Below are 21,778 nucleotides of genomic sequence, written 5' to 3'. Positions count from 1 at the left end.
AGCTTTTTCTCTCATAAAAAAATGCATCCCTCTCCAATGAGGGATGCGTTTTCATTTTTACGTACGGATCAGATTGTGAGGATCCAAAACGAATTTCTTAGCGGCTCCCCCATCAAACTCCTCATAGCCGCGCGGGGCTTCATCAAGACCGATGACGGTGGCATTGACCGCTTTCGCAATGTCGGCTTTTCCTTTCAATATCGACATCATCAATCCATGATGATACTGCATGACAGGCGTCTGCCCGGTCGCAAACGACTGCGCTTTAGCCCAGCCTAGCCCGAAATCGAGCTTAAGCAGTCCACGCCGTGCATCTTCCTCAGATGCACCGGGATCCTCTGTTACATAAAGCCCGGGAATACCGAGTCCGCCCCCTGCTTTTGTTGCGTCCATAATGGAGTTCAAAACCGCTGCCGGTGCTTCCTGATGGTTGTGGCCGTGAGCTTCAAAACCGACACAGTCTACAGCCGCATCCACTTCAGGAACACCAAGAATCTGTTCGATTTGTTCAGAGATATTGTCATGATTTCCAATGTTGATCGTTTCACAGCCGAAGCTCTCCGCCTGCGCCAGCCGTTCGTCAATCAAGTCACCGACGATGACAGCAGACGCACCGAGAAGCTGGGCGGAGTGAGCAGCAGCAAGCCCGACAGGACCCGCGCCGGCGATATACACAGTGGAACCCATTTTCACACCAGCTTTATAGGCACCGTGAAATCCCGTCGGGAAAATGTCTGAGAGCATCGTTAAATCAAGGATTTTCTCCATCGCTTCGTCTTTATCCGGAAACTTGAGAACCTGAAAATCTGCGTAAGGCACCATCACATATTCTGCCTGGCCGCCTACCCATCCACCCATGTCGACATAACCATACGCTGAACCAGGTCGGTCGGGATTCACATGCAGGCAGATGTGGGTTTTCCCTTCAATACAATTGCGGCACCTTCCGCACGCAATGTTAAAAGGTACAGACACCAGATCCCCTTTTTTGACAAACTCGACATCTCTTCCTGTTTCAATGACTTCTCCTGTAATTTCGTGGCCGAGCACGAGCCCTTCCGGTGCCGTCGTCCGTCCACGGACCATATGCTGGTCACTTCCGCAGATGTTGGTGGAGACGACTTTTAAAATGACTCCATGTTCACACTTGCGCCCGACATTCTTCGGATTCACACCCGGCCCATCTTTCAGGACAAGTTCGGGGAATTCGATTTCCTTGACCGTTACGCCGCCATTTCCTGTGTACGCTACCGCCCGGTTGTTTGTAGCCATTTCGTTCCTCCTCAAAATAATAGACTCCCTTAAGCGTCGGCTGCTGAATTCCGTGACATGATTTAAAGATATAACATGTATTATTTTCCCATTTATCCCATAATTAAAACAATATTCTGTCATTTTTTCACAAAAAAAGACCCGCCTGTCCAGCGGATCTTGAAAGTTTAAAACGTTTCTGCGGCATCCTTGGCTCTCGCTTCAGCTGTCGACTTTATTTCCCCGGCTTTATCAGGCATAGCCGCATGCCCTTCAACGAACAACCCTTCAATCGAGGGAATACCGAAAAACTGCATGACGGTCTTGAGGTACCGATGCCCCATCTCCATTCCTGCGGCCGGTCCTTCAGAATAAATGCCGCCGCACGCCTGGATATGGAAGGCTTTCTTATCCGTCAGCAGACCAACAGGACCCTCCTCCGTATATTGAAAAGCTTTCCCTGCCACCGCAACGGAATCAATATAGGCTTTCATAACCGGTGGAAAAAAGAAATTCCACATAGGTGTTACAAAGACATATTTATCAGCGCTCGTAAACTGATCACTTAATTCCTTCAGCCGGGATACTTTTCTTTCCTCGTCCGGGGTGAGTTCACCTCCGGACTGCAGTTTCCCCCAGCCACTGAAAATATCCGCATCGATGTGAGGAATGGACTCCTTATACAAATCAATCGGCGTAACCGTATCCTCTGGGTTTGCGGTTTTATACTGCTCAATAAATGCTTTGCCGACACTCATGCTGTAAGAAGCAGTTTCATCATGAGGGTGGGCGGTGATATACAGCACTTCAGCCACGGTTCATCGTTCCTTTCCATTCTCTGATGCTCATTAGTGTGCAGCAAAGAAGGAAACTTACTACAACAGGAAAGCAATAAATTATGGAAAAAGGAGCGGAATGATCACCTGAAGGCATGAAAACAGCCTGTAGGAAAACAGAAGTTTTCTACAGGCTGGGTCCAATCTTATGTGGTTTCTTCTTACAACGAGTCGTCCTCTTGATTCACATATGGATTACCAGACAGATGACGACTGATGTCCTTTGGAATCACAACTTCCTCCGGCTGCTCATATTTTTCCTTTGATTGAACACTTCCATCGTAATGATAAGGTGCATCCTTCATGCGGCACGCCTCCTCTGCATTTCTGTTAGCATGCGTGCGTGAAAGCCGGCGTATACAGAGACATTACATTTTCAAGGCGATGTTTTTCAGTTGTGTATAGTTTCTTAAAGCTTCAAGCCCCTTCTCTCTGCCAAACCCACTCTTGCCGTAACCGCCAAAGGGCATCTGTATCCCTCCGCCGGCACCGTAATTGTTAATGAAGATCTGTCCAGCCTTCACTTTTTCCGCCAGCTTATGGGCACGTGACACGTCCTTCGTCCAAATACCTGTGACAAGTCCATACTCGGTGCTGTTGGCAAGATGAGCCGCTTCCTCATCGGTTTCAAAGGCGAACACAGAGAGGACAGGACCGAAGACTTCCTCTCGGGCTATCTCACTTTCAGGCCTCAGCCCGTCGATAATCGTCGGCTTGAAATAACAGCCTCCAGGTGCATTTGAAACGTAGGCACGTGTTCCACCAAGCAGAAACTTCCCACCATCTGCCTCCACCTTCTTCATAAAGGTCTCGATCCGCCGGCACTGCTGCTCCGATAAAATCGGACCGATATCCGGGTCGCTTTCTCCAGGACCCATGCTCAAATGGTTCATTCGATGAATCACCTTCTCTACGAACGAAGCTTTGCAGTCCGCATGAACGAGCAGGCGGGAACCTGCGGAGCATGTCTGGCCGGCATTTTGAATGATCGATTTGACCACCCATTCGACCGCTTCATCCTGCGATGCATCGGGAAATACGATGTTCGGTGATTTCCCCCCAAGCTCCAGAGTGACAGGGACGATGTTTTCAGCAGCGGCTTTCATAACCTCCGTCCCGGTCGGCACAGATCCTGTGAACGTTATATGGTTCACATCAGGGTGACCAGCCAGGCGAGCTCCTGCGGTATGTCCTTCTCCAAGGACGAGATTGACGACTCCATCAGGGACCCCTGCCTGCTGGAGAATCATCCCCAGCTCCACGGCAGTCAGAGGCGTCTGTTCCGCCGGTTTCATGACGACCGTATTGCCTGTAGCTAAAGCGGCTGCGCAGCTTCTCGAGGCTACTTGAAGCGGATAGTTCCAAGGAATGATGTGAGCCGTGACGCCCACAGGTTCCCGAAGGGTATAGTCGAGCACCCCCGGTTCAATCGGAATGGTTTCCCCGTGGATTTTATCGGCGGCTCCCCCATAAAATTCGAAATAACGGGCCGCTGCCTCCACATCCGCCCTTCCCTGTGAAATCGGCTTTCCCGTATCAAGCATCTCAAGAAGGGCGAGAGACTCTTTATTCTCCCTGATCATCTCAGCCACCCTCAGAAGCATCTGTCCACGTTCATAGGGCTTCACCAACGGCCAGTCTCCTGCACTAAAAGCGTGTCTTGCTGCCGATACGGCCAGGTCTATATCCTCTTTGCTGCTTGCGGGAGCATCGGCGATCACTTCTCCAGTCGAAGGATTATGTATATCCATCCGTGCACCGGCAGAAGGTTCTGACCAGACACCATTAATTAAATTCTTAAGTATGCGCACATTCATTTCCCCCTTTATAATCCGCGGCCGCCATCAATGGAAAAAACACTGCCGGTCGTCATACGTGCTTCATCAGAAACGAGGTATACGACGGCATGGGCAATATCATCAGGGTCAATCAACCGTCCCAGTGGCACAGACCTCTGAAACACCTCCCTCTTTGTATCATCCATATTCTCTCCGGGCCGGACAAATTCCCCAAGCATGCCGGTATCAGACGGACCGGGGTGAATGACGTTGACACGGATGCTGTCAGGAGCCAGTTCTATCGCAAGCGCTTTCGAAAAAGCAGTCACAGCTCCTTTGGAAGCAATGTACGCACTGAGGCCCGGCCTCACCCGTTCAACTGCAATGGAGGCGATATTCACAATAACCCCGCACTGCTCTTTTTTCATATAAGGAACAGCTGCCCGGCACATGAGAAAGGCCGCTTTTGCATTGACATTCATGACCATATCCCAGAAATCTGTTGTCACTTCTTCAAGAGGGGCTGCAGCCTGGGCCATACCAGCAGCGTTGACGACGCCGTAGATTTGTCCATTCTGTTCAATGGAAGTCTTCACAACACGTTCCACATCTTCTTCCTTCGTCAAATCCGCTTCCACAAATGGATACATTCGCTGGTCTATGTCCGGCATGCGGACCCGGTCTACCGCCGTTACGGAGGCTCCTTCTTCCAACAGTCTGGAAATGACCGCCTGTCCCATTCCTCCAGAAGCCCCTGTAACAATGATATGTCTGCCTTTGACTCTCACTTTCTGATTCCTCCTTTACGTTTGGGCATGGATGGCACGGATAATAGCATCGCCCATATCGGCTGTGCTGGATTTCCCACCAAGATCAGGGGTGCGGATCTCCTGTTCAGCAAGAACAGCTTCCATACCGTTCATGACCAAATCACTCAGATCAGGCCGTCCATTATGCTCCAACATCAATGCCGCAGACCAGATCTGTGCTACAGGATTGGCGATGCCTTTGCCTGATATATCCGGAGCCGATCCGTGTATGGGCTCAAACATGGATGGAAACTGTCCCTCCGGGTTTAAATTCGCAGAAGGGGATAAGCCGAGACCCCCCACAATCCCGGCCCCGAGGTCTGTGAGTATATCTCCGAATAAGTTCGAGGCAATGACCACCTCGAACGATTCCGGCCGGTTGATAAAGTAGGCGGCCAGTGCATCGATATAGACAGGAGAAAGACGAATCTCAGGATACTCCTGCCCAACTTCCCGGACCACATCATCCCAAAGCTTCATCGTATGAATGATCGCATTGGATTTTGTAGCACTTGTGACGGTCTTTTTACCATGCTTTCTCGCATAATCAAAACCATACCTGCTCAGTCGGCGGATGCCTGCCTTCGTCATGACCGTCGTCTGCACCGCCATCTCCTGACTGGTTTGTCCATACATCCTCCCGCCCATATGGGAATATTCCCCTTCTGCATTTTCACGAAAGACGACGAAATCAATCGGGGCTTTCGTGTCCAGCGGGGAGGCGACGCCCTTCAGCTGTTTTACAGGCCGTACGTTCACATACTGCTGAAACTCCTTCCGGATTGGCATGATTAAATCCCAGATGGTCACTTCATCAGGCACCCGGGCATCTCCGATCGCTCCGAATAGGATGGCATCGAAATGCTGCAGATAACTGAGAGCGTCCGCAGGCATCATCCTGCCGGTTTCCATGTAATACGCACTGCTCCAGGGCAGCTCTTCCATCTCGAGCTGAAGTGTTGAATCCAGAGAAGAGAGGGTGTTCAACACTTTAAGCGCTTCGTTCATTACCTCGGGGCCGATGCCGTCACCTGCCATGACCGCGAGCTTCATGACTCTTTCGGCTCCTGAAGAAATTCGAGTGCTGTCTGCCTGTATAACTGGGTCGTTTCCACAAGATCACAGATGTCGATGTATTCATCCACCTGATGGGGGACTTCCCGGTCTCCTCCACCCGTCGTCAAAATGGGGATGCCGGCAAGGTGAAGAAATGTTCCGTCTGTGGCTCCGGGGACACCGTTATATACCGGCGCTTTGCCCGTCACTTTTTTATAGGCTTCCGCCACCGCCGTTACCACTGGGTTCTCCCGGTCCGTTTTCGTCCAGGGGCGCTCCTCCAGAACGATCATTTCCGCATCGAACCCCGCATCCCCTTCCATCGTCCTATCCAGGATCTGTTGGATGTCCCGTTTTAAAGCTTCGTGATCCTGGCCTGGAACTGTACGGATATCCAACGTTGTCCGGCACTGTTCCGGCACTACATTGATCTGGGGTTCACCGGATACAGGGGCCTGCAGAATTGTCGGTGTGATGCTCGGCCACCCAAGCAGCTCATGCTTCCCGGTCTTCTCTTTTTCCCTCTGCTCCAGTTCATCCAAAGCCGTGATGATCTTCGCCATCCTCGTATTCGGATTCAGCCCGGAAAGGGGCATTGCCCCATGCGCCTGACGGCCGTAGGCATCAATCTGGATCCTCATCGCCCCTTTTTGAGCGGTACAGAGCTGGTTTTCCTCCGGTTCACATATGACAGCTCCATCTACATCACGCGCCCATCCCTGCTGGATAAAATGTTTAATGCCGATCATCATCCCTTCTTCATCACAAGGAATGCACAGAATGATTTTCCCATTCAGCTCCTCTTCATCCTTGATCAAGGAATGGACCGCTGTAATGGCACAGGCAAGATTTCCTTTCGTATCATTCGTGCCCCTGCCGTACATCCGTCCTTCGACAATCTCAGCTCCGAATGGATCATACGTCCAACGGGCCGGATCTCCTTCTGTCACCACATCGGTATGACCTTCAAACAACAAGGTCTTCCCAGGCCTTTTGGTATCATAAATTCCAATGACATTCGGCCGGCCCGGTTCGACTTCCTCCACATGGACGTCCATCCCCATCTCTTCCAAGTAAGCGGCCGCATAATGGGCGGTTTTTTCTTCATTTCCATCCTTCACTCCAGGCCGGTAGACACTTGGAATCCGGACGAGCGCCTGCGTCAGATCGACCACTTCTTTTGTATCCCTCTCTACACGTGCTTTTTCATCAATCAAGATCATTCCATCCACTCCTCTATGCACTCCATAGTTTGGTAATGACTTCATCCTGAACCTTGGCATGATGTTTCATCGTGATGAGACTGACAAGAACGTACGCAGCGAACGACAACAGCACCGGCATAACGACCGTATGCATTCCGAAAGCATTCGGCATGAATGAATGGAATACAACATAGCTTCCGACCCCGGTGATGATCGAGGCCATTGCTCCGCCTGCATTGCCTTTTTTCCAATACAGGCCCATAATCACCGGCCAGATAAAGGCCGCCTCCAAACCGCCGAAGGAGAATAAATTCAACCAGATCAGCAGCTCGGGCGGATTGACCGCCATAGCAAAGACGAGCAGACCGATAACCGTCGTGACACCGATACTGATTTTTTTGATCGTCCGGTCGTCCGCCTCGGGCTTCACATAATTCAAATACACATCCTTAACGACAGCAGAGCTGACCAGCAAAAGCAGCGAGTCCACCGTCGACATAATCGCTGCCATCGGGGCAGCAAGTACAATTCCGGCGAGCCAGGCCGGCAGCACTTCCATCGCGATTCTCGGCATGACCGTGTCTCCGACTTCTATACCTGGAAGGACAGAGCGGGCAAAGACACCCGTCAAATGCATGCCGAGCATAATGAACCCGACAACAACCGTACCAATCAACAAAGCGCGGTGCATTCCTTTCGAACTTTTATATGACATTGCGCGCACCGCCACCTGCGGCAGACCAACGACACCGACACCGACTAAAATCCAGAAGGAAGACACATAAAGCGGTGTGAGTGACTGATCCGCGCCATACGGGGAAATCAAATTCGGATTTTCCGCTGCCAGATCCGACATGATCGGTCCGATTCCACCGCCTGCAATGATGGTCCCGATCAAAATGATGAGCGTCCCGAAGAACATGACGACGCCCTGGACGGTATCGGTAATCGCTACCGCGCGGAAGCCGCCGATAATGACGTAGACGAGTACAGAAACAGCAAAAATGAATAACGCCGCTGTGTAGGAAAGACCCGTTAATGACTCGATCAGCCGGGCGCCGCCCACCCACTGGGCCGCCATAGCCGAAAACAGAAACAGGATAATACTGAGCGCTGACAAAATGACGACCCATTTATTTTGATAGCGTTCTTTCAGAAAATCGATCAGCGTTACGGCTTTGATTTTCCTTGCCATAATAGCGAATTTCTTTCCAAGTACCGATAAAACGAAATATCCTGTAGCAAGCTGTGTCATGGAAAGGAGCACCCAGCCGAGACCCATCGTATAAGCGACACCGGGTCCGCCAATAAAGCTGCTCGCGCTGCCGTATGTAGCAATCATCGTCATGGCAAGGATAAACCCACCCAGCTGCCGGCTGCCAAGGAAATACTCCTGCAGGAAATTGGATGTAGTTTTCAAATGGTTCGATGCATAAAAGCCGATACAGAAAATAATAACGAGAAAAACTAAAAGGGGGACAACAACTGCCCAGTTCATGATTCATCCTCCTCATCCAGCGGGACTTCCTTATAAAAATACTTCACAGCAAGAATTACGAGAAGAATGATGACAACGGTCGTTACCACACAACTGTAAAAGAACCAGTCCGGCAGCCCGAAAATATAATTGTATTCCGAAACCGGTTTTGATCCGAGCCCGTACGCCGAGCCGAACCACATGAGGAAGTTAAGGATGACAAGGCCGACGCCGATCAGCGCTTCCCTGTCGGCCACCCGGTACCGCGGGTCATCCTCGAAGGGTTTTTTCTCTTTCATATAGATCCTCCTTTATCTAATACCGACATCCTGTTTCACTAAAGAAACCTTTCCCCATCGACAATTTTCAGATATATTTGAATTGAGAGATTATTAATAACCTTAGCATGGACCGCTGAGATGCACATTAGACATCAGGACCACTTTCAGCATCAACCCATGTACACAATGTAAAAACATACAGGAGGTTGATTTTTCTATGTCCCCTATGATGTTTACGGTACACGACATGCTGATGCGCCCCCAGTTCCAGCATGCTTCCATTCTGGCCGGCCGCGGTGGTCTGGAGAAGACTGTTTCCTGGGCGCACATCCTTGAATTGACGAAAGTGAAACACCTGCTTCACGGCAGCGAATGTGTCATGACGACAGGGATCGGATGGGGAAAGGAATTGCAGCATGCCCGTTCCTTCCTTGAACAGCTTATCGAAAAAAAAGTCACCTGTCTCTGCATAGAACTCGGCGATTATATCAACCAGCTTCCCCCTTCACTCCTGCAGCTGGCGGATGACCATGACCTTCCCGTCGTCGTCTTTGACAAGGAAGTCCGGTTCATCGATATATCCAAGGATATCAACCAGCTGATTCTACAGTCCTCCCGCCTCATGCCCCGTCAGGAAAACTGGGTGAGCCGGTGGCTGGAGGGCACAATGACGGATAAAGAGGTGCTGCCCTACCTCCAGAAGACCATCGGAAAAAATGAGGCACGGGGGATCCCCTGCTTGTTGACGGGATACGATGACAGCATCCCCTATCAGCGGGACATTTTCCAATCCTTTTTTCAAAAGGAAGGCTTTCATCCACTCCCGCTTCAGCATCGGGACGAACTCGTCCTTCTCCTTCTGGATGAACGGAAACAAGACGTTCCAGAACGACTGTTCAGATCCTTGCAGGTGATGAAGGAAAAAGTACGCAGTATGTATCATACCATCAGCTATGGACCATTGTTTACAAACCTATCAGAAATCCCCAGGTCCATGCGGTGCACACAGGAAGCCGCCCATATCCAAGCCGCTTTTCAGCTTGAAATTCCGTTTTATGAAAAACTCCATCCGTGGCGGCTGATCGTGGAAGATGATAAGCAGGGACGCCTTGAATCTTTCATTCAGGACACTCTCGGAGATGTTCTTTCCTATGATGAATCTCATGACACCGAACTGCTGGAGACCCTCCGGGCATATCTGGAAAGCTATGGTTCTAAAAAAGATACGGCGGAGCGCCTGTTCATTGTGCGGCAGACCCTCTATCACCGGATACAGAAACTGGAGGAAATCCTGGGACCTCACTTTCTCCGCTCCGAACAGCGGGTAGCCCTGGAAATGGCTTTACTCGGCTGGCAGTACATACAAAGCCCGGTCCGCTCCTGACAGCGGGCCTTTTTGCAGGTCACTTTTTCTTATCCCCCCCTCACCTTTCCAAAACAGCGGTTCGCCGGTATGATGATTACAGAATAGCCAAACCACGCTTATACTAAAATTAGTTCCAAAGCGGCAGGAGGGAGCAGTGAGCCATGAAAGTGAGTATTGACGTGGATGAAAACCATCCGGAAACAAGCATTACAATCCACTGCAGTCAAGTCGATGATACAGTGAAGGAAATCCTCGATTTCCTTCATGAAAGAAAACAGGATTTTGTTGTCGGAAAAAACGGTGAAAGCCAGCATATTCTAAAGCCGGAGCATATCCAGTTTTTCCGATCCGAGGATGAGGCTGTGTTTGCCTATACCAGAGACGCCTCGTTCAAGGTTAAGGACAAACTTTACGAATTGGAGCGCTCCCTTCCTTCCCAGCGGTTTGTCAGAATATCCAAGTCCGTCCTCGCCAACCTATATGAAATGAGCCGGTTTGAGCCTTCATTTAACGGCACCCTCTGCGTGTATTTCAAATCAGGAGAAAAAGAATATGCATCCAGACACTACGTGGGAAATATCAAAGAGATGCTGAATATGAACAGGAGGGACAGCAGATGAAGACATTTCTAATCAGAAGTGCAGGGGGCATTTTCTTCGGAGCCTTCTTATCCACCGTCATTGTTTACGCGCTGATCTTTTTCGGAGACACGCTTGTCCTGGACAGCGGTGCCTTCGTTAAAAATTCCATGGCGGCCATGGCGGCGGGCTGGTTGTTTGCTGTCAGCCCGTTATACTTCGAAATCCAGTCATTCCACCTTATCCAGCAGACCCTTCTTCATTTTTTAACGGTAACTCTCGGCTATTACCCGCTGGCGATTTATGCCGGATGGCTGACCCTGACCTTAGGAAGCTTCCTGATTTTCACGGCTGTGTTCCTCGTCATTTATGCGGTGATCTGGACCGGTTTTTATTTCCATTACCGAAATGAAGCGGAAGATATGAATGAAAGCCTCGATCAGCTTTCTTAACAAACAAATCGGTTGCACATAAAAGCGTCTTTTGTATAATAGGATTATCCTGAAGCGGAAAGGAGGGCTTTTTTGAAGAAGTTACAGCCGTTGTTCATGCTGATATGGATGGTGGGCCTGGGCCTTATGCTTTCCCATCCGGATCTGTCCCACATCCCTGTAAAAGCAGATCTTCAGGAAAGCCCCACGGTGACGGAGGAGGAGCCTTCGTTTGAAGAAGAGCCATCGGCTGTGGATGGAATCTTTTTCACCGGCTCTGCCTGGACGGATCACCGGATCGCCCCGCTTTCCCTTATGGATGCTTCGTGGAATACGGGCAGACCCACATGGCTGACGACGATCTTTTACCAATCCAATTACTTATCACCCTTTCCTTTTTGATGAACCCATATCAAAAAAGGAAAGGGGGACCACCAATGTTTTGGTTCAGAATGATTATGATCGGCCTGTTTTCTTTAACAGCCCTGTCATTATTTACGGTTCAAGGAACGGAAATGTATCACGCGTTCATGGAACTGTTCAACCATAAGCAGCGATAAAAGAATGCCTCTCCCTTTGCATGGGAGAGGCATTCTTTTATTGGTCCGGGTATGTTTGTTTCAGGAAAGTGATCGACTGTCTGATCAGCTCCTGCAGAACATCCGTATCAATATCCTCCAGCTTATTGACATAGACACAGGCTTTCCCCGATTTATGCTTCCCCAGCTGCTCCAGAAGTTCGGCTCTTTTATCATCCCCTGTTGCGAAGTAAAGACTGTGCCGGGCTTTTCGGGGAGAAAAACCGACGAGTGGAGCATCTCCTTCATGGCCGGTAGGGTACTTGTAATGATAGGATCCAAAACCGATGATGCTTGCTCCCCACATTTTCGCCTCATATCCACTGGTTTCTGTAAAGATATCGAGGAGACGGTAGGCATCTTCTTTCTTCTTTTCTGATTCCACCTCTTCAATAAACTCTATGACACTGCGGTCATTCTGCTTTGTTTTCAATTCATACCCCATGCATTTCCCCTCCTTGATCTATTGTTTCTATTCTAACCCTATTTCCACGTCTTCGTGTACAAATCCTCTCTATTCCTTCTTCCATTAAAAATTTACCGGGTCCCCCTATGTATCACACAGCCCCGCCTGAGATTACATAAAGGAAAAAATCATAATCTCTCTGACCCTGCGCATGCTATTTATAAAATAGGACAGAAAAGGAGAGGACTTGATGGAGAATTATTCAGAAAACAGCCGGTCCCCTTTAACAACTCCAAAAGAACAGCCCCACCCTCTCTTTTTCTCTCTTCGTGAAAATGTGGCTCATATCCAGGAGCAGTTGGGGTTCAGCTCGGACCTGGCTGTGCGATGGGTGATGATTAATGAGACAGCATGCGCCTTTCTCTTCATAGACGGTCTTGTGGATAAAGATACGATCCATGATTATATCATGAGCTCCCTCATGCTTGATATGCCTGTAAAAGCATCCAGTTCCGACCTGTTGTACGACCGGATCAAAACGGTTTCCCTTCCTGTAGGTGAGTTATTGGAGACGGATGACTTCCGTCCATTATTTTCTTCCCTGTTGAGTGGAGAAACCATCCTTCTTCTTGAAAATGAAAACAGAGCCCTCATGGCAAATACGAGAGGATGGCAGGACCGGGGTGTCCAGGAGACAACCTCTGAAGGGGTCATCCGCGGACCTAAAGAGTCTTTTAATGAGACCCTCCGTACCAATACGGCTCTGTTAAGAAGAAAGATTAAAAATCCAAAGCTCCGGATGGATGGGAAAACCATCGGCAGACTTTCACAAACGGACATTGCTGTGGTTTATATCGAAGGGCTGGCCGAAGAACAGGTGGTAAAGGAAGTGCACCAGCGTCTGGATCAAATCGACGTCGACAGCATTTTCGAAAGTGGCTACATCGAAGAATATATTCAGGATGCCCAGTACTCTCCCTTTCCAACAATCTATTACTCAGAAAGACCAGACGCCATTGCTGAGGGCATAGCGAAAGGCCGGATTGCAATTGTCATCGATGGGACACCGGATGTCCTTTTGGTCCCTGCTTTATTTATCCATTTCTTTCAATCCAGTGAAGATTATTATCAACGAGCGGATATCGGCTCCCTCCTTCGGTTGCTGCGGCTCGTCTGTTTCACCATTGCTTTATTCACACCATCCCTGTATATCGCATTCATTACGTTCCACCAGGAAATGATTCCGCCTACGCTGCTGGTCAGCTTAGCAGCCCAGCGCGATGGCGTTCCCTTTCCTGCATTCTTTGAAGCGCTCATTATGGAATTGACCTTTGAGATTTTGCGGGAAGCCGGGGTACGGCTGCCTAAGCCCGTAGGTTCAGCGGTATCCATTGTAGGGGCTCTCGTATTGGGACAATCCGCTGTACAGGCCGGGCTCGTGTCTCCCGCCATGGTTATTGTCGTAGCCATTACAGCGATCAGCAGCTTTGTGTTCCCTTCCTACAATATTGCGATCCCAATACGAATGCTGCGTTTTGTTTTTATGACTCTGGCAGCGACATTCGGCTTATACGGAATCATTCTTGGATTAATCGCCATGGTTCTTCACCTCTGCAGTTTGCAGTCGTTCGGGGTTCCTTACATGTCCCCGCTTGCTCCAATGATTCCGAAGGACCAAAAAGATGTGCTTCTTCGTTTGCCTCATTGGAAGCTGTTCACGAAATCCGCTGCATTGACGAAAGACTATAAAGGTTCTAAACACGGCGGAACGAAGGAGAAGCAGTCATGAACATTCCAACGATGAGAGCTGTTGTATCAGCGATGATCTGTCTAGCCATGCTGACCGGCTGCTGGAACAGCAGAGAGCTGGATGAGCTGGGGATTGCGGTTGCTACCGGGATTGACAAAAATGATCAGGGAGAATATTTGATCACCGTCCAGGTCATCAACCCGTCCGAAGTCGCTACGGAGGCTCCGACCACCCGGCCCCCTGTCTCCACCTATACCATTACAGGAGAGACGCTGTTTGAAGCTTTTAGAAAGCTTTCGATTAAAACACCAAGGAAAATATACTTATCTCAAATGAGACTTGTCGTCATCGGTGAGTCACTGGCAGAAGACGGGATCATGCCTGCCCTCGATTTTTTATACAGAGACCATGAATTTCGCCCATCCTATTATATAACTGTTGCCAAAAATGCCTCGGTGGAGAACATCCTAAGTGTTCTTACGCCTTATGAAAAAATCCCTGCAAACAAAGTGATGAATTCGATTGAGAACGCGGAGAGCCATTGGGGGGTCACGACAGGCGTACACATTGATACCTTGATTTCCAAGATACGGAGCCCCGGTGAGGAAGCTGTTCTCGGAGGTCTTCTATTAAACGGGGAGGAGGATGTAGGTAACCGGATGTCCAACGTTGAACAAGCGGATGCACCGACAACACTGGAACTGGACGAAACAGCCGTCTTCAAGGAAGACAGACTTGCCGGCTGGTTAACAGAAAAACAAAGCTTAGGATTCAACTTTATAACAGGGGAAGTGAGCAGTACCATCGTGACCCACCCTTGTGAGAATGGTGAAACATCGAGCGTGGAACTCCTCCGTTCAACATCGTCCATTTCAGCAGAGATGGATGGAGATACTCCGAGCATTTCCGTATTGATTGAAGCGGAGGGGAACATCGGTGAAATGAACTGTGATATCAGTATTGGGGAGCCCGAAGGCATTGATCAGATCAATCTAGCACTGGAAGAAGAAATCGAAACCATCGTCCAATCAGCGATTGTTGCTGCACAGAGTGATTTTGAAAGTGATATCTTCGGATTTGGTCAGGCGGTTCACCGGTATGAAAAAAATGATTGGAAAACCTTAGAAAGCGAATGGGACGAAGTATTCAAAGATGTCCGTGTGCAAGTGGATGTCAAAGCAGAGGTTCGCTCAAGAGGAAATTCATCGCGACAGATCGATAAGAAAGGATAAGCTTATGTGGCCAATCATCGGGATCATTTTCGCCGCCTCCGTCATTTTTTCACTCCAATTCCCAGGACTTTGGAAAAAACAGAACAAGAAAGAAATCGCGTGCTTCATAATCGCTTTGCTAACAGCTGTGACCATGAGTATATGGGAAGCCAGGGGGATGAATGTTCCCAACCCACTTGATTATGTTAAAGCTTTTTATGCATGGATTTTTTCCTGGTTTGACTTTTAAAGGAGGTCGAACGTATTGAATCAGCCAGCCATCAGCCCAAGACAGTTTATGTTTATTGTCATTTTCTTCACCATTGGCAGCTCCATTTTGATTGTGCCTTCCCCTATTGCGTCAGCTGCGAAGCATGACGCATGGGTTTCTGTCCTGCTTTCCATCCTGGTTGGGGCCTCTCTTGTCCTGTTCTACATTTTGGTTTGGAAAAGCCTGAAGGGGAAGTCTTTTGTCCAGGCCTGCACCTTCGTGTTCGGTGCATGGCTTGGTCGATTATTCAGTTTCTTTTATCTTGCTTTCCTTTATATTTTATCCGCTCTCGTCCTAAGGAACATCGGTGATTTCATGACGACCCAGATTATACCGGAAACTCCCCTGACATTTATTCATCTGTTCTTTTTACTCGTCGTCATTGTGGGCTGCTATCTCGGAGTAGAAAGCATCGGACGATCTGCTGAAATCTTTATGCCGTGGATGATACTGCTTTTTTTGTTTCTCATATTTTCGATCACCCCTCAAATGAATATGGATCATCTCCGTCCTTTTTTCGACAGTACCAGTAAGGAGATTATCGATGGATCAACGGTGATGATCGGCACGCCTTACCTTGAAATGGTCGCGCTCCTGATGGTGATTCCTTATGTCAAAGAAAGTCCCAAAACAGCTCACGGATGGTTCATCGGCAGCATGATTGGTGGTGGATTTCTGTTTCTCATAACGATTCTGAGTCTTTTAGTACTCGGAAGTGACTTAACCTCACTGAATGCCTATCCAACCTATAATGTAGCTGAGAAGATAAACATCGCAGGCTTTATGGAAGGGCTGGAAATCATCATCGCCATTATTTGGATGATTACGATCTTTTTCAAACTGACGGTCCTCTATTATGCCTCTTCCGTTGGTATTGCCCAATTCCTTAACATCGACAATCATCGGATCCTCCTCCTTCCACTGGGCATGGGAATGATTGTCCTGTCTTTGGTCGCCTATCCGGACATGGCTTACTATGAAAACTTTGTCGCTGACACATGGCTGCCTTATGCAGTCACCCATGGCTTTCTGCTTCCCCTCTTTCTCTGGGGAGGCTTACAGATCAAAAATAGAGCACAGAAAAATACCCTTTGACAGGCATGTTCACCACCTCCCCACACATGATGAACGACGAAAAAACCCGGCAGCCATATGTGCCGGGTTTTTTAAACTGTTCAACTGACATCTTTCAACGCAGGCAGAGGCCTTTTGTAATCTTCCAAATGGCTGGCATCCATCTCTTCGGTAATCTGCTGGATGTCCAAGATCATATCTGTCAGCTGTTGAACTTCTTCTCCCATCGTTTGGATTGTTTTCAGCTGTCCTTTTGACACATCTCGAATATGATCGTTCTGGACTTTCCCCTCTTTTATAAAAGATAAAAGCTGTTCAAACGAACGGGATAACCCATCTGCTGTTATTGTCAGGTTTTCGCCAAACGCTTGGATTTCCTTTGCTTCACCCTTTACGTGCTGTGACTGCTTGAGAATATCCTTGAAGTTCGTCTCCATCTCGTCTAAATGCTTCTGGCTCGCAGTCATACGTTCCATTCCTTCACTTGAACGCTGATCAGCCTGATGAACGTAATGCTGGATGGTTTCCACGATCTCAAAGATTTTCCTTGTCGAAGCTTCCGACTGTTGAGACAACCGTTGTACCTCGGCCGCTACCACACTGAATCCCTTGCCATGTTCTCCTGCCCGAGCCGCTTCAATGGAAGCATTCAAAGCAAGCATCCTTGTATTTTCTGTAATGGATGCGATGTCTTTCGTAACCTGTGAAATACTTTCCGACGACGTGCTTAACAGCTGGACGGTTTCATTCGTTTGCTGGATGCTTGATTCAGTTTGATTCAACTGATCCAGAATCTGATGCAGCGAATCTTCCCCTACCTGGGTAACCCGGGCCGTCTGTGCCGCCTGGTCCAGGACCCCATGAAGGTTTTGATTCATGCTTTCCACGGCCTCATGCATATGCGAAAGGTCGTCAGCATTCTTCACCGCTTCTTTGACCTGAAGATCCGTGTTCTCATGACGTCGTTCTATTAAATCTTCCAACTCTTGAAAAGAATGGCTCGAGCTCTGGGAAGAACGGTTTAACAGCTGGACCGTATCCTTGAGGGCAGCACCCACGGTTTGAAGCTGTTCCATCAACCGCTTGGTTTCTTCCTGTTTTTCATCCGACAGGGCCTTCAATTCCTGGACGTGCCGGTTTTTCAAGACAATCTGATAGGTAGTCCCTGCACTTGTCAGCAGGAGATAAACCCCATGCAGCGCGAACATAAACCACGTATAATCTGACGTTCCATAGAAAAATTCGGTACCTGTAAACATAGCACCGAAGTGAAACAAACCAAAAACAATCGTCATCAAGCCAAGCAGCGCCACCCGGTCATAAAAGGCGGCAAGAGCAACAACTAAAAAGATGGAAAAATGGTAAACGACCATCCCTTCCCCGTTCGTGATCATGCCGATACTGATAAACGTAAAAAGAAGCGCGTGTATCCACGGCAGCGCCTGATGGGTCTTATTTTTGTAATAGAATACGGAAGATAATATAAACAGCAGCAACGGCACCACCATGTACATGTACAGATACGGCGTGTAGGCACTGAAATCCGCAGCTGACCAATGGTGCATCCTATTTCTGTGAATGAGATGAATCAAAAACATCAAAGCCAATCCCACCGCTGAAAACAACAACATCGTTCGATTTTTTTTATGTAACACTAGCCTCTTCCTTTCTACCTGGTCCTTATTCTCTAATATCGACCAAATATAGAAAATTTTCACTTTTTTGAACAAAATATTTTACCTTGGTAAAGAATAACAGCCTCTGAAAGAACTTCATTCCCTTCCAGCACTCATCTGAAACTTTTATCCTAAACCAACACCCTGAACCTTCCTTGCAATAGAGCCTTTATACCCATGAAGAAGCTGAACAAATTTTTTTGAACCCAATTCTTCTTTTCATCCGTATACAATAAAAAAGGAGGAGATCGTATGTTCAAAAAATTATTAGCTAGTGTCGGTGTCGGAGCCGCCAAGGTGGATACCCAGCTGGAAAAGGATCAATTCATCCCGGGTGAAGACGTTCACGGTAAGGTCGTTATCCAAGGGGGAGACGTGGAACAGTCGATTGACGCCATTCATATCTTTTTAATGACTGAAGCTGTCCGCGAGGTGGATGACCGTAAAGTGAAAGAAGAAGTGTCCCTGCAGAAATACGCACTATCCGGACCAATCACGGTTCAAGAGGGAGAGACAAAGGAAATTCCTTTTTCCATCCAAATCCCCTTCCACGTTCCGGCTTCTCTTGGACGACGTCTTCCGATATGGTTTGAAACCGGACTTGATATTCCGAGAGCCCTTGATCCAGAAGACCGTGATCCGGTCACCATTGCTCCCCATCCATACATTCAAACCATTCTGGAGGCGCTGGAAAACCAGCTCGGCTTCCGATTAAGAAAGGTCGAGATGGAATATTCCAAACGGCACGGGTATGTACAGGAATTCGAATTCGCACCTGGCGGAAACTACCGCTCCTACCTAGATGAACTGGAGACTATTTTCTTCCTTAATGAAACCCATGTCGAAGTCATGCTTGAAGTAGACCGCCGTGCCCGGGGACTTGGCGGATTATTCGCTGAAGCGCTTGAAATGGATGAAAGCCGTGCGTCGCTGACGCTTACAAAAGAGGAGCTGACGGGGCACCCTCAGACCGTTGCCCGACGTCTTCAAGAAACGATTGACCGTTATAAAAAATAAAAAGAAGGGTGGCAGGAATAATCCTGCCACCCTTCTTTTAAGATCCTCTGAAAAAGGATATCCTTCGTATTCATCAGCCTTAGAAATGAAGGACTTCCAACGCCCAGAACTTTGGAGGTATGATCAAATAGTTCAGATAATCCGTCCAGGTGTCCTGCTTTTTTTGTGCATCAGTGGTTTCCGGAACGTTCGTTACGTAATCCGTCTTCTCTTCCAACTGATAGTATGTCAACGGCGTGCCTTCTTCACTGCTGATCGTCACTTTCCCGTTGTCATCTACCGAAGCTTCCACCCCTTCCCCTTTCAAAGAGGTATAGGGAATCTCTCCCGGTAGAATATATTCGTCCTTTTTGTCTCCAAGGAGATCCTCTTTTGGGACGAAGGATGTTTCATAATTTTCAAATCCGTAGTCCAGGAGTTTTTCCGTATCGGTGTACACTTGATCTTGATACGGTGTCTTCATTGTGATGGCGATGAAATCTGTGTCTTCACGGGATGCTGTCGTTGCCAGCGTAAAGCCGGCCTGTGGAACAAAACCGGTTTTACCGCCTGTGATGCCTTCGTACGGGTTTTCACGGAACAATTTATGATGGGTATATAACGTGGTTTCCCATGATTCTCCCGTCCAGTCCATGGTTTTGGTTCCAAAGATTTCCATAAAGGTTTCATTCTGCATCGCGTACTGGGTGATTAAAGCGAGATCTCTTGCTGTTGTCGTATGCTGACCATCATAGAGACCGTGCGGATTGGTAAAATGGGTCTTCTCCGTTCCGACTTTTTCTTGTAGGAAGACACTCAAATCTTCAGAAAAGCTGTCTACACTGCCGCTCATATGCTCAGCTATAGCCGTCCCGGCATCATTCCCTGAGTTGATCAGCAGTCCCTGGACAAGCTTTTTCAGAGAAACCTGCTCCCCTTCCATTAGGAAAACACTCGATCCGCCTGTATTCCTCGCTTCTTCACTAACCGTCACCTGATCTTCCGGGTCTCCGTTTTCCAACGCATAAATCGCTGTGGCGATTTTAGTCAGACTAGCGGGGTACATCTCACGGTCGGCGTCCTTCTCATAAATGACCTTCCCGGTGTTTGCTTCCATTACAATTGCTGATTCACTAAGAATATCAGGAGAATCAGGTTTAGTCTCCCCATACACGGGGGTAATAGAGAAATTGGCAGCTAGAAGGATAAGTGTCAATATAATTGTAAGCTTTTTCAATCGAATGTCTCCTTGTTCATTTGATTAATTTCGACATTTTTCTGCAATTGCTTACAATTATATCTTGAAATCATTGAATACCCAGACAAAATACATAGATTTAATTGAAATGTAACCCCCATGTAAATTTTCTAACTAATCTATGAATAAGAGGTAAATACTTACAAAAATTCATTTTTCTATTAAAAAAAAGACCTGGGAGGACTACAATCCTCTCAGGTCTTTTCACTTTACAGGGAACGGCGCAGGATATCCCGGACACTTTCCTTGTCCAGTTCTTTATACGTGCCGACCCCCGGCTTGATGAATGTTTTCTCAACGATGGAATCAAAGTCTTGATCGTCAATATCGTAATCTTTTAAAGTGGATGGAGCGCCGAGGGAGTTCCAGAACTCCCTTAAGGCTCCCGCCCCTTCTTCAGCCAGCTGGGTATCACCTTTTCCTTCAGGGTCGATACCGAAGACGTTGACGGCCAGCTGCTTCACGCGGCTTGGATCTTCTTGGAGCACGTGCTCGAGCCAGTTTGGGAACAAGATGGCCAGACCGCCGCCATGGGGAATATCATATACTGCTGAGAGCGCATGTTCGATGCGGTGTGTCGCCCAGTCGCCTCCATCGGTTCCATTGGACAGCGTACCATTGAAAGCTGTCGTACTTATATACATCATTGTTTCGCGGTACTCATAGGACTGTTGGTTTTCCATCAGTTTAGGTCCATATTCAACAGCTGTGCGAAGCAGCGATTCGATAAACCCGTCGATCATTGGTGTATTCGGAGTGCGGTGGAAATAGTGCTCCAACGCGTGAGACATACTATCGACAATGCCGTACACTGTCTGGTGTTCCGGTACAGAAAATGTATAGGAAGGATCCAGAATCGAGAACGTCGGGAATACGTGCGACGATCCCCAGCCAAGTTTATCTCTTGTCTCCCAGTTTGTGATGACAGATACCGCATTCATCTCCGAACCAGTTGCGGCCAGCGTAAGGACGGTACCAAACGGAAGCGCCTTTTCGACAGGAGCGCTGCCGGTAATGAGATCCCAGGCATCTCCATCGTACTGTGCACCAGCTGCGATTGCTTTTGTACAGTCAATCACACTCCCTCCGCCGACAGCCAGTAGGAAATCAATCCCTTCCTGCTTACAGATCTCCACACCTTTTTGTACCGTCGTTAAGCGTGGGTTGGGCTCCACACCGGAAAGTTCATAAATGTCGGAATCAAGAGATTTCAGCATGCCGACAGCTTCATCGTACACACCGTTCCGCTTAATGCTTCCGCCGCCATATACGACAAGCACTTTCGACCCTGTAGTGATTTCCTTGCCCATCTGCTCGATCTGGCCTTTGCCGAAGTACAGACGAGTCGGGTTATATTGTAAAAATTGATTCATCATTTTCACCTCTTATGTAATAGATTCACGAGTATTGTACCATCCCCTCCCCTCTCAGACGAACCATCCGCCTTTGCTTCTTTATTCAACCTACAAAAACCAGAAGAAACCGCTGCC

General features: G+C 48.4%; 22 protein-coding genes. 9 read left to right on the top strand and 13 right to left on the bottom strand.

Annotation, left to right across the window (positions count from 1 at the left end; translation table 11 throughout):
* Positions 1-57 precede the first annotated feature (57 nt).
* From fdhA to H615_RS0102200, 9 genes are all read right to left on the bottom strand, one after another.
* On the bottom strand, positions 58-1,272 hold the full coding sequence (fdhA, locus tag H615_RS0102240; protein ID WP_035531162.1) for a formaldehyde dehydrogenase, glutathione-independent: 1,215 nt from the start codon (positions 1,270-1,272) through the stop codon (positions 58-60).
* 167 nt (positions 1,273-1,439) lie between these two features.
* Complete coding sequence (locus H615_RS0102235; protein WP_027953631.1) at positions 1,440-2,066, bottom strand: FMN-dependent NADH-azoreductase; 627 nt, start codon at positions 2,064-2,066, stop codon at positions 1,440-1,442.
* A 182-nt stretch (positions 2,067-2,248) separates the two neighbouring features.
* Positions 2,249-2,392, bottom strand: a complete 144-nt coding sequence (locus H615_RS22230; protein WP_156896418.1) for a hypothetical protein — start codon at positions 2,390-2,392, stop codon at positions 2,249-2,251.
* Positions 2,393-2,455: 63 nt separating this feature from the next.
* Complete coding sequence (locus H615_RS0102225; RefSeq protein ID WP_035531159.1) at positions 2,456-3,904, bottom strand: aldehyde dehydrogenase family protein; 1,449 nt, start codon at positions 3,902-3,904, stop codon at positions 2,456-2,458.
* Positions 3,905-3,912: 8 nt separating this feature from the next.
* Positions 3,913-4,653 (bottom strand): SDR family NAD(P)-dependent oxidoreductase, encoded by a 741-nt coding sequence (locus tag H615_RS0102220; RefSeq protein ID WP_027953629.1) that lies wholly within the window; start codon positions 4,651-4,653, stop codon positions 3,913-3,915.
* 15 nt (positions 4,654-4,668) lie between these two features.
* Positions 4,669-5,727, bottom strand: a complete 1,059-nt coding sequence (locus tag H615_RS0102215; RefSeq protein ID WP_035531157.1) for a tartrate dehydrogenase — start codon at positions 5,725-5,727, stop codon at positions 4,669-4,671.
* Positions 5,724-6,953: a M20 family metallopeptidase gene (locus H615_RS0102210; protein ID WP_035531154.1), complete on the bottom strand. Its 1,230-nt coding sequence runs from the start codon at positions 6,951-6,953 to the stop codon at positions 5,724-5,726. The genes H615_RS0102215 and H615_RS0102210 overlap by 4 nt, the downstream gene beginning before the upstream one ends.
* Before the next feature lie 13 nt (positions 6,954-6,966).
* Positions 6,967-8,433, bottom strand: a complete 1,467-nt coding sequence (gene panF / locus H615_RS0102205; protein ID WP_027953626.1) for a sodium/pantothenate symporter — start codon at positions 8,431-8,433, stop codon at positions 6,967-6,969.
* Positions 8,430-8,711: a YhdT family protein gene (locus tag H615_RS0102200; protein WP_027953625.1), complete on the bottom strand. Its 282-nt coding sequence runs from the start codon at positions 8,709-8,711 to the stop codon at positions 8,430-8,432. The genes panF and H615_RS0102200 overlap by 4 nt, the downstream gene beginning before the upstream one ends.
* 199 nt (positions 8,712-8,910) lie before the next feature.
* On the opposite strand from H615_RS0102200, the gene H615_RS0102195 reads away from it, so the two are divergent.
* The 5 genes from H615_RS0102195 (at position 8,911) to H615_RS22770 (ending at position 11,628) form a co-directional block, all read left to right on the top strand.
* Positions 8,911-10,077, top strand: a complete 1,167-nt coding sequence (locus H615_RS0102195) for a PucR family transcriptional regulator (RefSeq protein WP_027953624.1) — start codon at positions 8,911-8,913, stop codon at positions 10,075-10,077.
* A 143-nt stretch (positions 10,078-10,220) separates the two neighbouring features.
* A complete protein-coding gene (locus tag H615_RS0102190; RefSeq protein ID WP_027953623.1) occupies positions 10,221-10,679 on the top strand; it encodes a LytTR family DNA-binding domain-containing protein in 459 nt (152 codons plus the stop codon).
* On the top strand, positions 10,676-11,089 hold the full coding sequence (locus H615_RS0102185; protein ID WP_027953622.1) for a DUF3021 domain-containing protein: 414 nt from the start codon (positions 10,676-10,678) through the stop codon (positions 11,087-11,089). Before H615_RS0102190 ends, H615_RS0102185 begins: the two co-directional genes overlap by 4 nt.
* Positions 11,090-11,161: 72 nt before the next feature.
* On the top strand, positions 11,162-11,470 hold the full coding sequence (locus H615_RS0102180) for a hypothetical protein (RefSeq protein WP_027953621.1): 309 nt from the start codon (positions 11,162-11,164) through the stop codon (positions 11,468-11,470).
* A 35-nt stretch (positions 11,471-11,505) separates the two neighbouring features.
* Positions 11,506-11,628 carry a hypothetical protein gene (locus tag H615_RS22770; RefSeq protein ID WP_277988067.1) on the top strand — a complete coding sequence of 41 codons (123 nt, stop codon included), beginning with the start codon at positions 11,506-11,508 and terminating at the stop codon, positions 11,626-11,628.
* A 37-nt stretch (positions 11,629-11,665) separates the two neighbouring features.
* Here the strand turns inward: H615_RS22770 and H615_RS0102170 are convergent, their stop codons facing one another.
* Positions 11,666-12,091 carry a DUF1801 domain-containing protein gene (locus H615_RS0102170; protein ID WP_027953620.1) on the bottom strand — a complete coding sequence of 142 codons (426 nt, stop codon included), beginning with the start codon at positions 12,089-12,091 and terminating at the stop codon, positions 11,666-11,668.
* Between the two features lie 211 nt (positions 12,092-12,302).
* Here H615_RS0102170 and H615_RS20715 point away from each other — a divergent pair, with 211 nt between their 5' ends.
* The 3 genes from H615_RS20715 (at position 12,303) to H615_RS0102150 (ending at position 16,379) form a co-directional block, all read left to right on the top strand.
* Positions 12,303-13,841 (top strand): spore germination protein, encoded by a 1,539-nt coding sequence (locus H615_RS20715; protein ID WP_051254559.1) that lies wholly within the window; start codon positions 12,303-12,305, stop codon positions 13,839-13,841.
* A complete protein-coding gene (locus tag H615_RS0102160; protein WP_051254558.1) occupies positions 13,838-15,034 on the top strand; it encodes a Ger(x)C family spore germination protein in 1,197 nt (398 codons plus the stop codon). Before H615_RS20715 ends, H615_RS0102160 begins: the two co-directional genes overlap by 4 nt.
* Before the next feature lie 244 nt (positions 15,035-15,278).
* Positions 15,279-16,379 (top strand): GerAB/ArcD/ProY family transporter, encoded by a 1,101-nt coding sequence (locus H615_RS0102150; protein WP_027953617.1) that lies wholly within the window; start codon positions 15,279-15,281, stop codon positions 16,377-16,379.
* Between the two features lie 80 nt (positions 16,380-16,459).
* On the opposite strand, the gene H615_RS0102145 is transcribed toward H615_RS0102150, so the two are convergent.
* Entirely contained in the window at positions 16,460-18,013 is a 1,554-nt protein-coding gene (locus tag H615_RS0102145; protein WP_027953616.1) for a methyl-accepting chemotaxis protein, read from the bottom strand.
* 273 nt (positions 18,014-18,286) lie between these two features.
* Between H615_RS0102145 and H615_RS0102140 the strand changes: the two genes are divergently transcribed.
* Positions 18,287-19,051 carry a sporulation protein gene (locus H615_RS0102140; RefSeq protein WP_027953615.1) on the top strand — a complete coding sequence of 255 codons (765 nt, stop codon included), beginning with the start codon at positions 18,287-18,289 and terminating at the stop codon, positions 19,049-19,051.
* Between the two features lie 79 nt (positions 19,052-19,130).
* On the opposite strand, the gene H615_RS20710 is transcribed toward H615_RS0102140, so the two are convergent.
* Both H615_RS20710 and H615_RS0102130 read right to left on the bottom strand, forming a co-directional pair.
* Complete coding sequence (locus H615_RS20710) at positions 19,131-20,267, bottom strand: D-alanyl-D-alanine carboxypeptidase family protein (protein ID WP_051254557.1); 1,137 nt, start codon at positions 20,265-20,267, stop codon at positions 19,131-19,133.
* 230 nt (positions 20,268-20,497) lie between these two features.
* Positions 20,498-21,661, bottom strand: coding sequence for an iron-containing alcohol dehydrogenase (locus tag H615_RS0102130; protein ID WP_027953614.1), 1,164 nt, complete (start codon positions 21,659-21,661; stop codon positions 20,498-20,500).
* Positions 21,662-21,778 lie beyond the last annotated feature (117 nt).

The organism is Halobacillus kuroshimensis DSM 18393 (assembly GCF_000425705.1).
Classification (GTDB): Bacteria; Bacillota; Bacilli; order Bacillales; family Halobacillaceae; genus Halobacillus; species Halobacillus kuroshimensis.
Note: the sequence above shows the minus strand (reverse complement) of the source record. Positions and strands in the feature narration are given on the sequence as shown.

Bases quoted from the DNA above. Each gene is read 5' to 3' on its own strand.
- H615_RS0102215 (WP_035531157.1), bottom strand. From the start codon at position 5,727: ATGAAGCTCGCGGTCATGGCAGGTGACGGCATCGGCCCCGAGGTAATG.
- H615_RS0102195 (WP_027953624.1), top strand. From the start codon at position 8,911: ATGTCCCCTATGATGTTTACGGTACACGACATGCTGATGCGCCCCCAG.
- H615_RS0102140 (WP_027953615.1), top strand. From the start codon at position 18,287: ATGTTCAAAAAATTATTAGCTAGTGTCGGTGTCGGAGCCGCCAAGGTG.
- H615_RS22770 (WP_277988067.1), top strand. From the start codon at position 11,506: ATGTTTTGGTTCAGAATGATTATGATCGGCCTGTTTTCTTTAACAGCC.
- H615_RS0102210 (WP_035531154.1), bottom strand. From the start codon at position 6,953: ATGATCTTGATTGATGAAAAAGCACGTGTAGAGAGGGATACAAAAGAA.
- fdhA (WP_035531162.1), bottom strand. From the start codon at position 1,272: ATGGCTACAAACAACCGGGCGGTAGCGTACACAGGAAATGGCGGCGTA.
- H615_RS0102225 (WP_035531159.1), bottom strand. From the start codon at position 3,904: ATGAATGTGCGCATACTTAAGAATTTAATTAATGGTGTCTGGTCAGAA.
- H615_RS20715 (WP_051254559.1), top strand. From the start codon at position 12,303: ATGGAGAATTATTCAGAAAACAGCCGGTCCCCTTTAACAACTCCAAAA.
- H615_RS0102160 (WP_051254558.1), top strand. From the start codon at position 13,838: ATGAACATTCCAACGATGAGAGCTGTTGTATCAGCGATGATCTGTCTA.
- H615_RS0102190 (WP_027953623.1), top strand. From the start codon at position 10,221: ATGAAAGTGAGTATTGACGTGGATGAAAACCATCCGGAAACAAGCATT.
- H615_RS22230 (WP_156896418.1), bottom strand. From the start codon at position 2,392: ATGAAGGATGCACCTTATCATTACGATGGAAGTGTTCAATCAAAGGAA.
- H615_RS0102130 (WP_027953614.1), bottom strand. From the start codon at position 21,661: ATGAATCAATTTTTACAATATAACCCGACTCGTCTGTACTTCGGCAAA.
- H615_RS0102170 (WP_027953620.1), bottom strand. From the start codon at position 12,091: ATGGGGTATGAATTGAAAACAAAGCAGAATGACCGCAGTGTCATAGAG.
- H615_RS0102200 (WP_027953625.1), bottom strand. From the start codon at position 8,711: ATGAAAGAGAAAAAACCCTTCGAGGATGACCCGCGGTACCGGGTGGCC.
- H615_RS0102185 (WP_027953622.1), top strand. From the start codon at position 10,676: ATGAAGACATTTCTAATCAGAAGTGCAGGGGGCATTTTCTTCGGAGCC.
- panF (WP_027953626.1), bottom strand. From the start codon at position 8,433: ATGAACTGGGCAGTTGTTGTCCCCCTTTTAGTTTTTCTCGTTATTATT.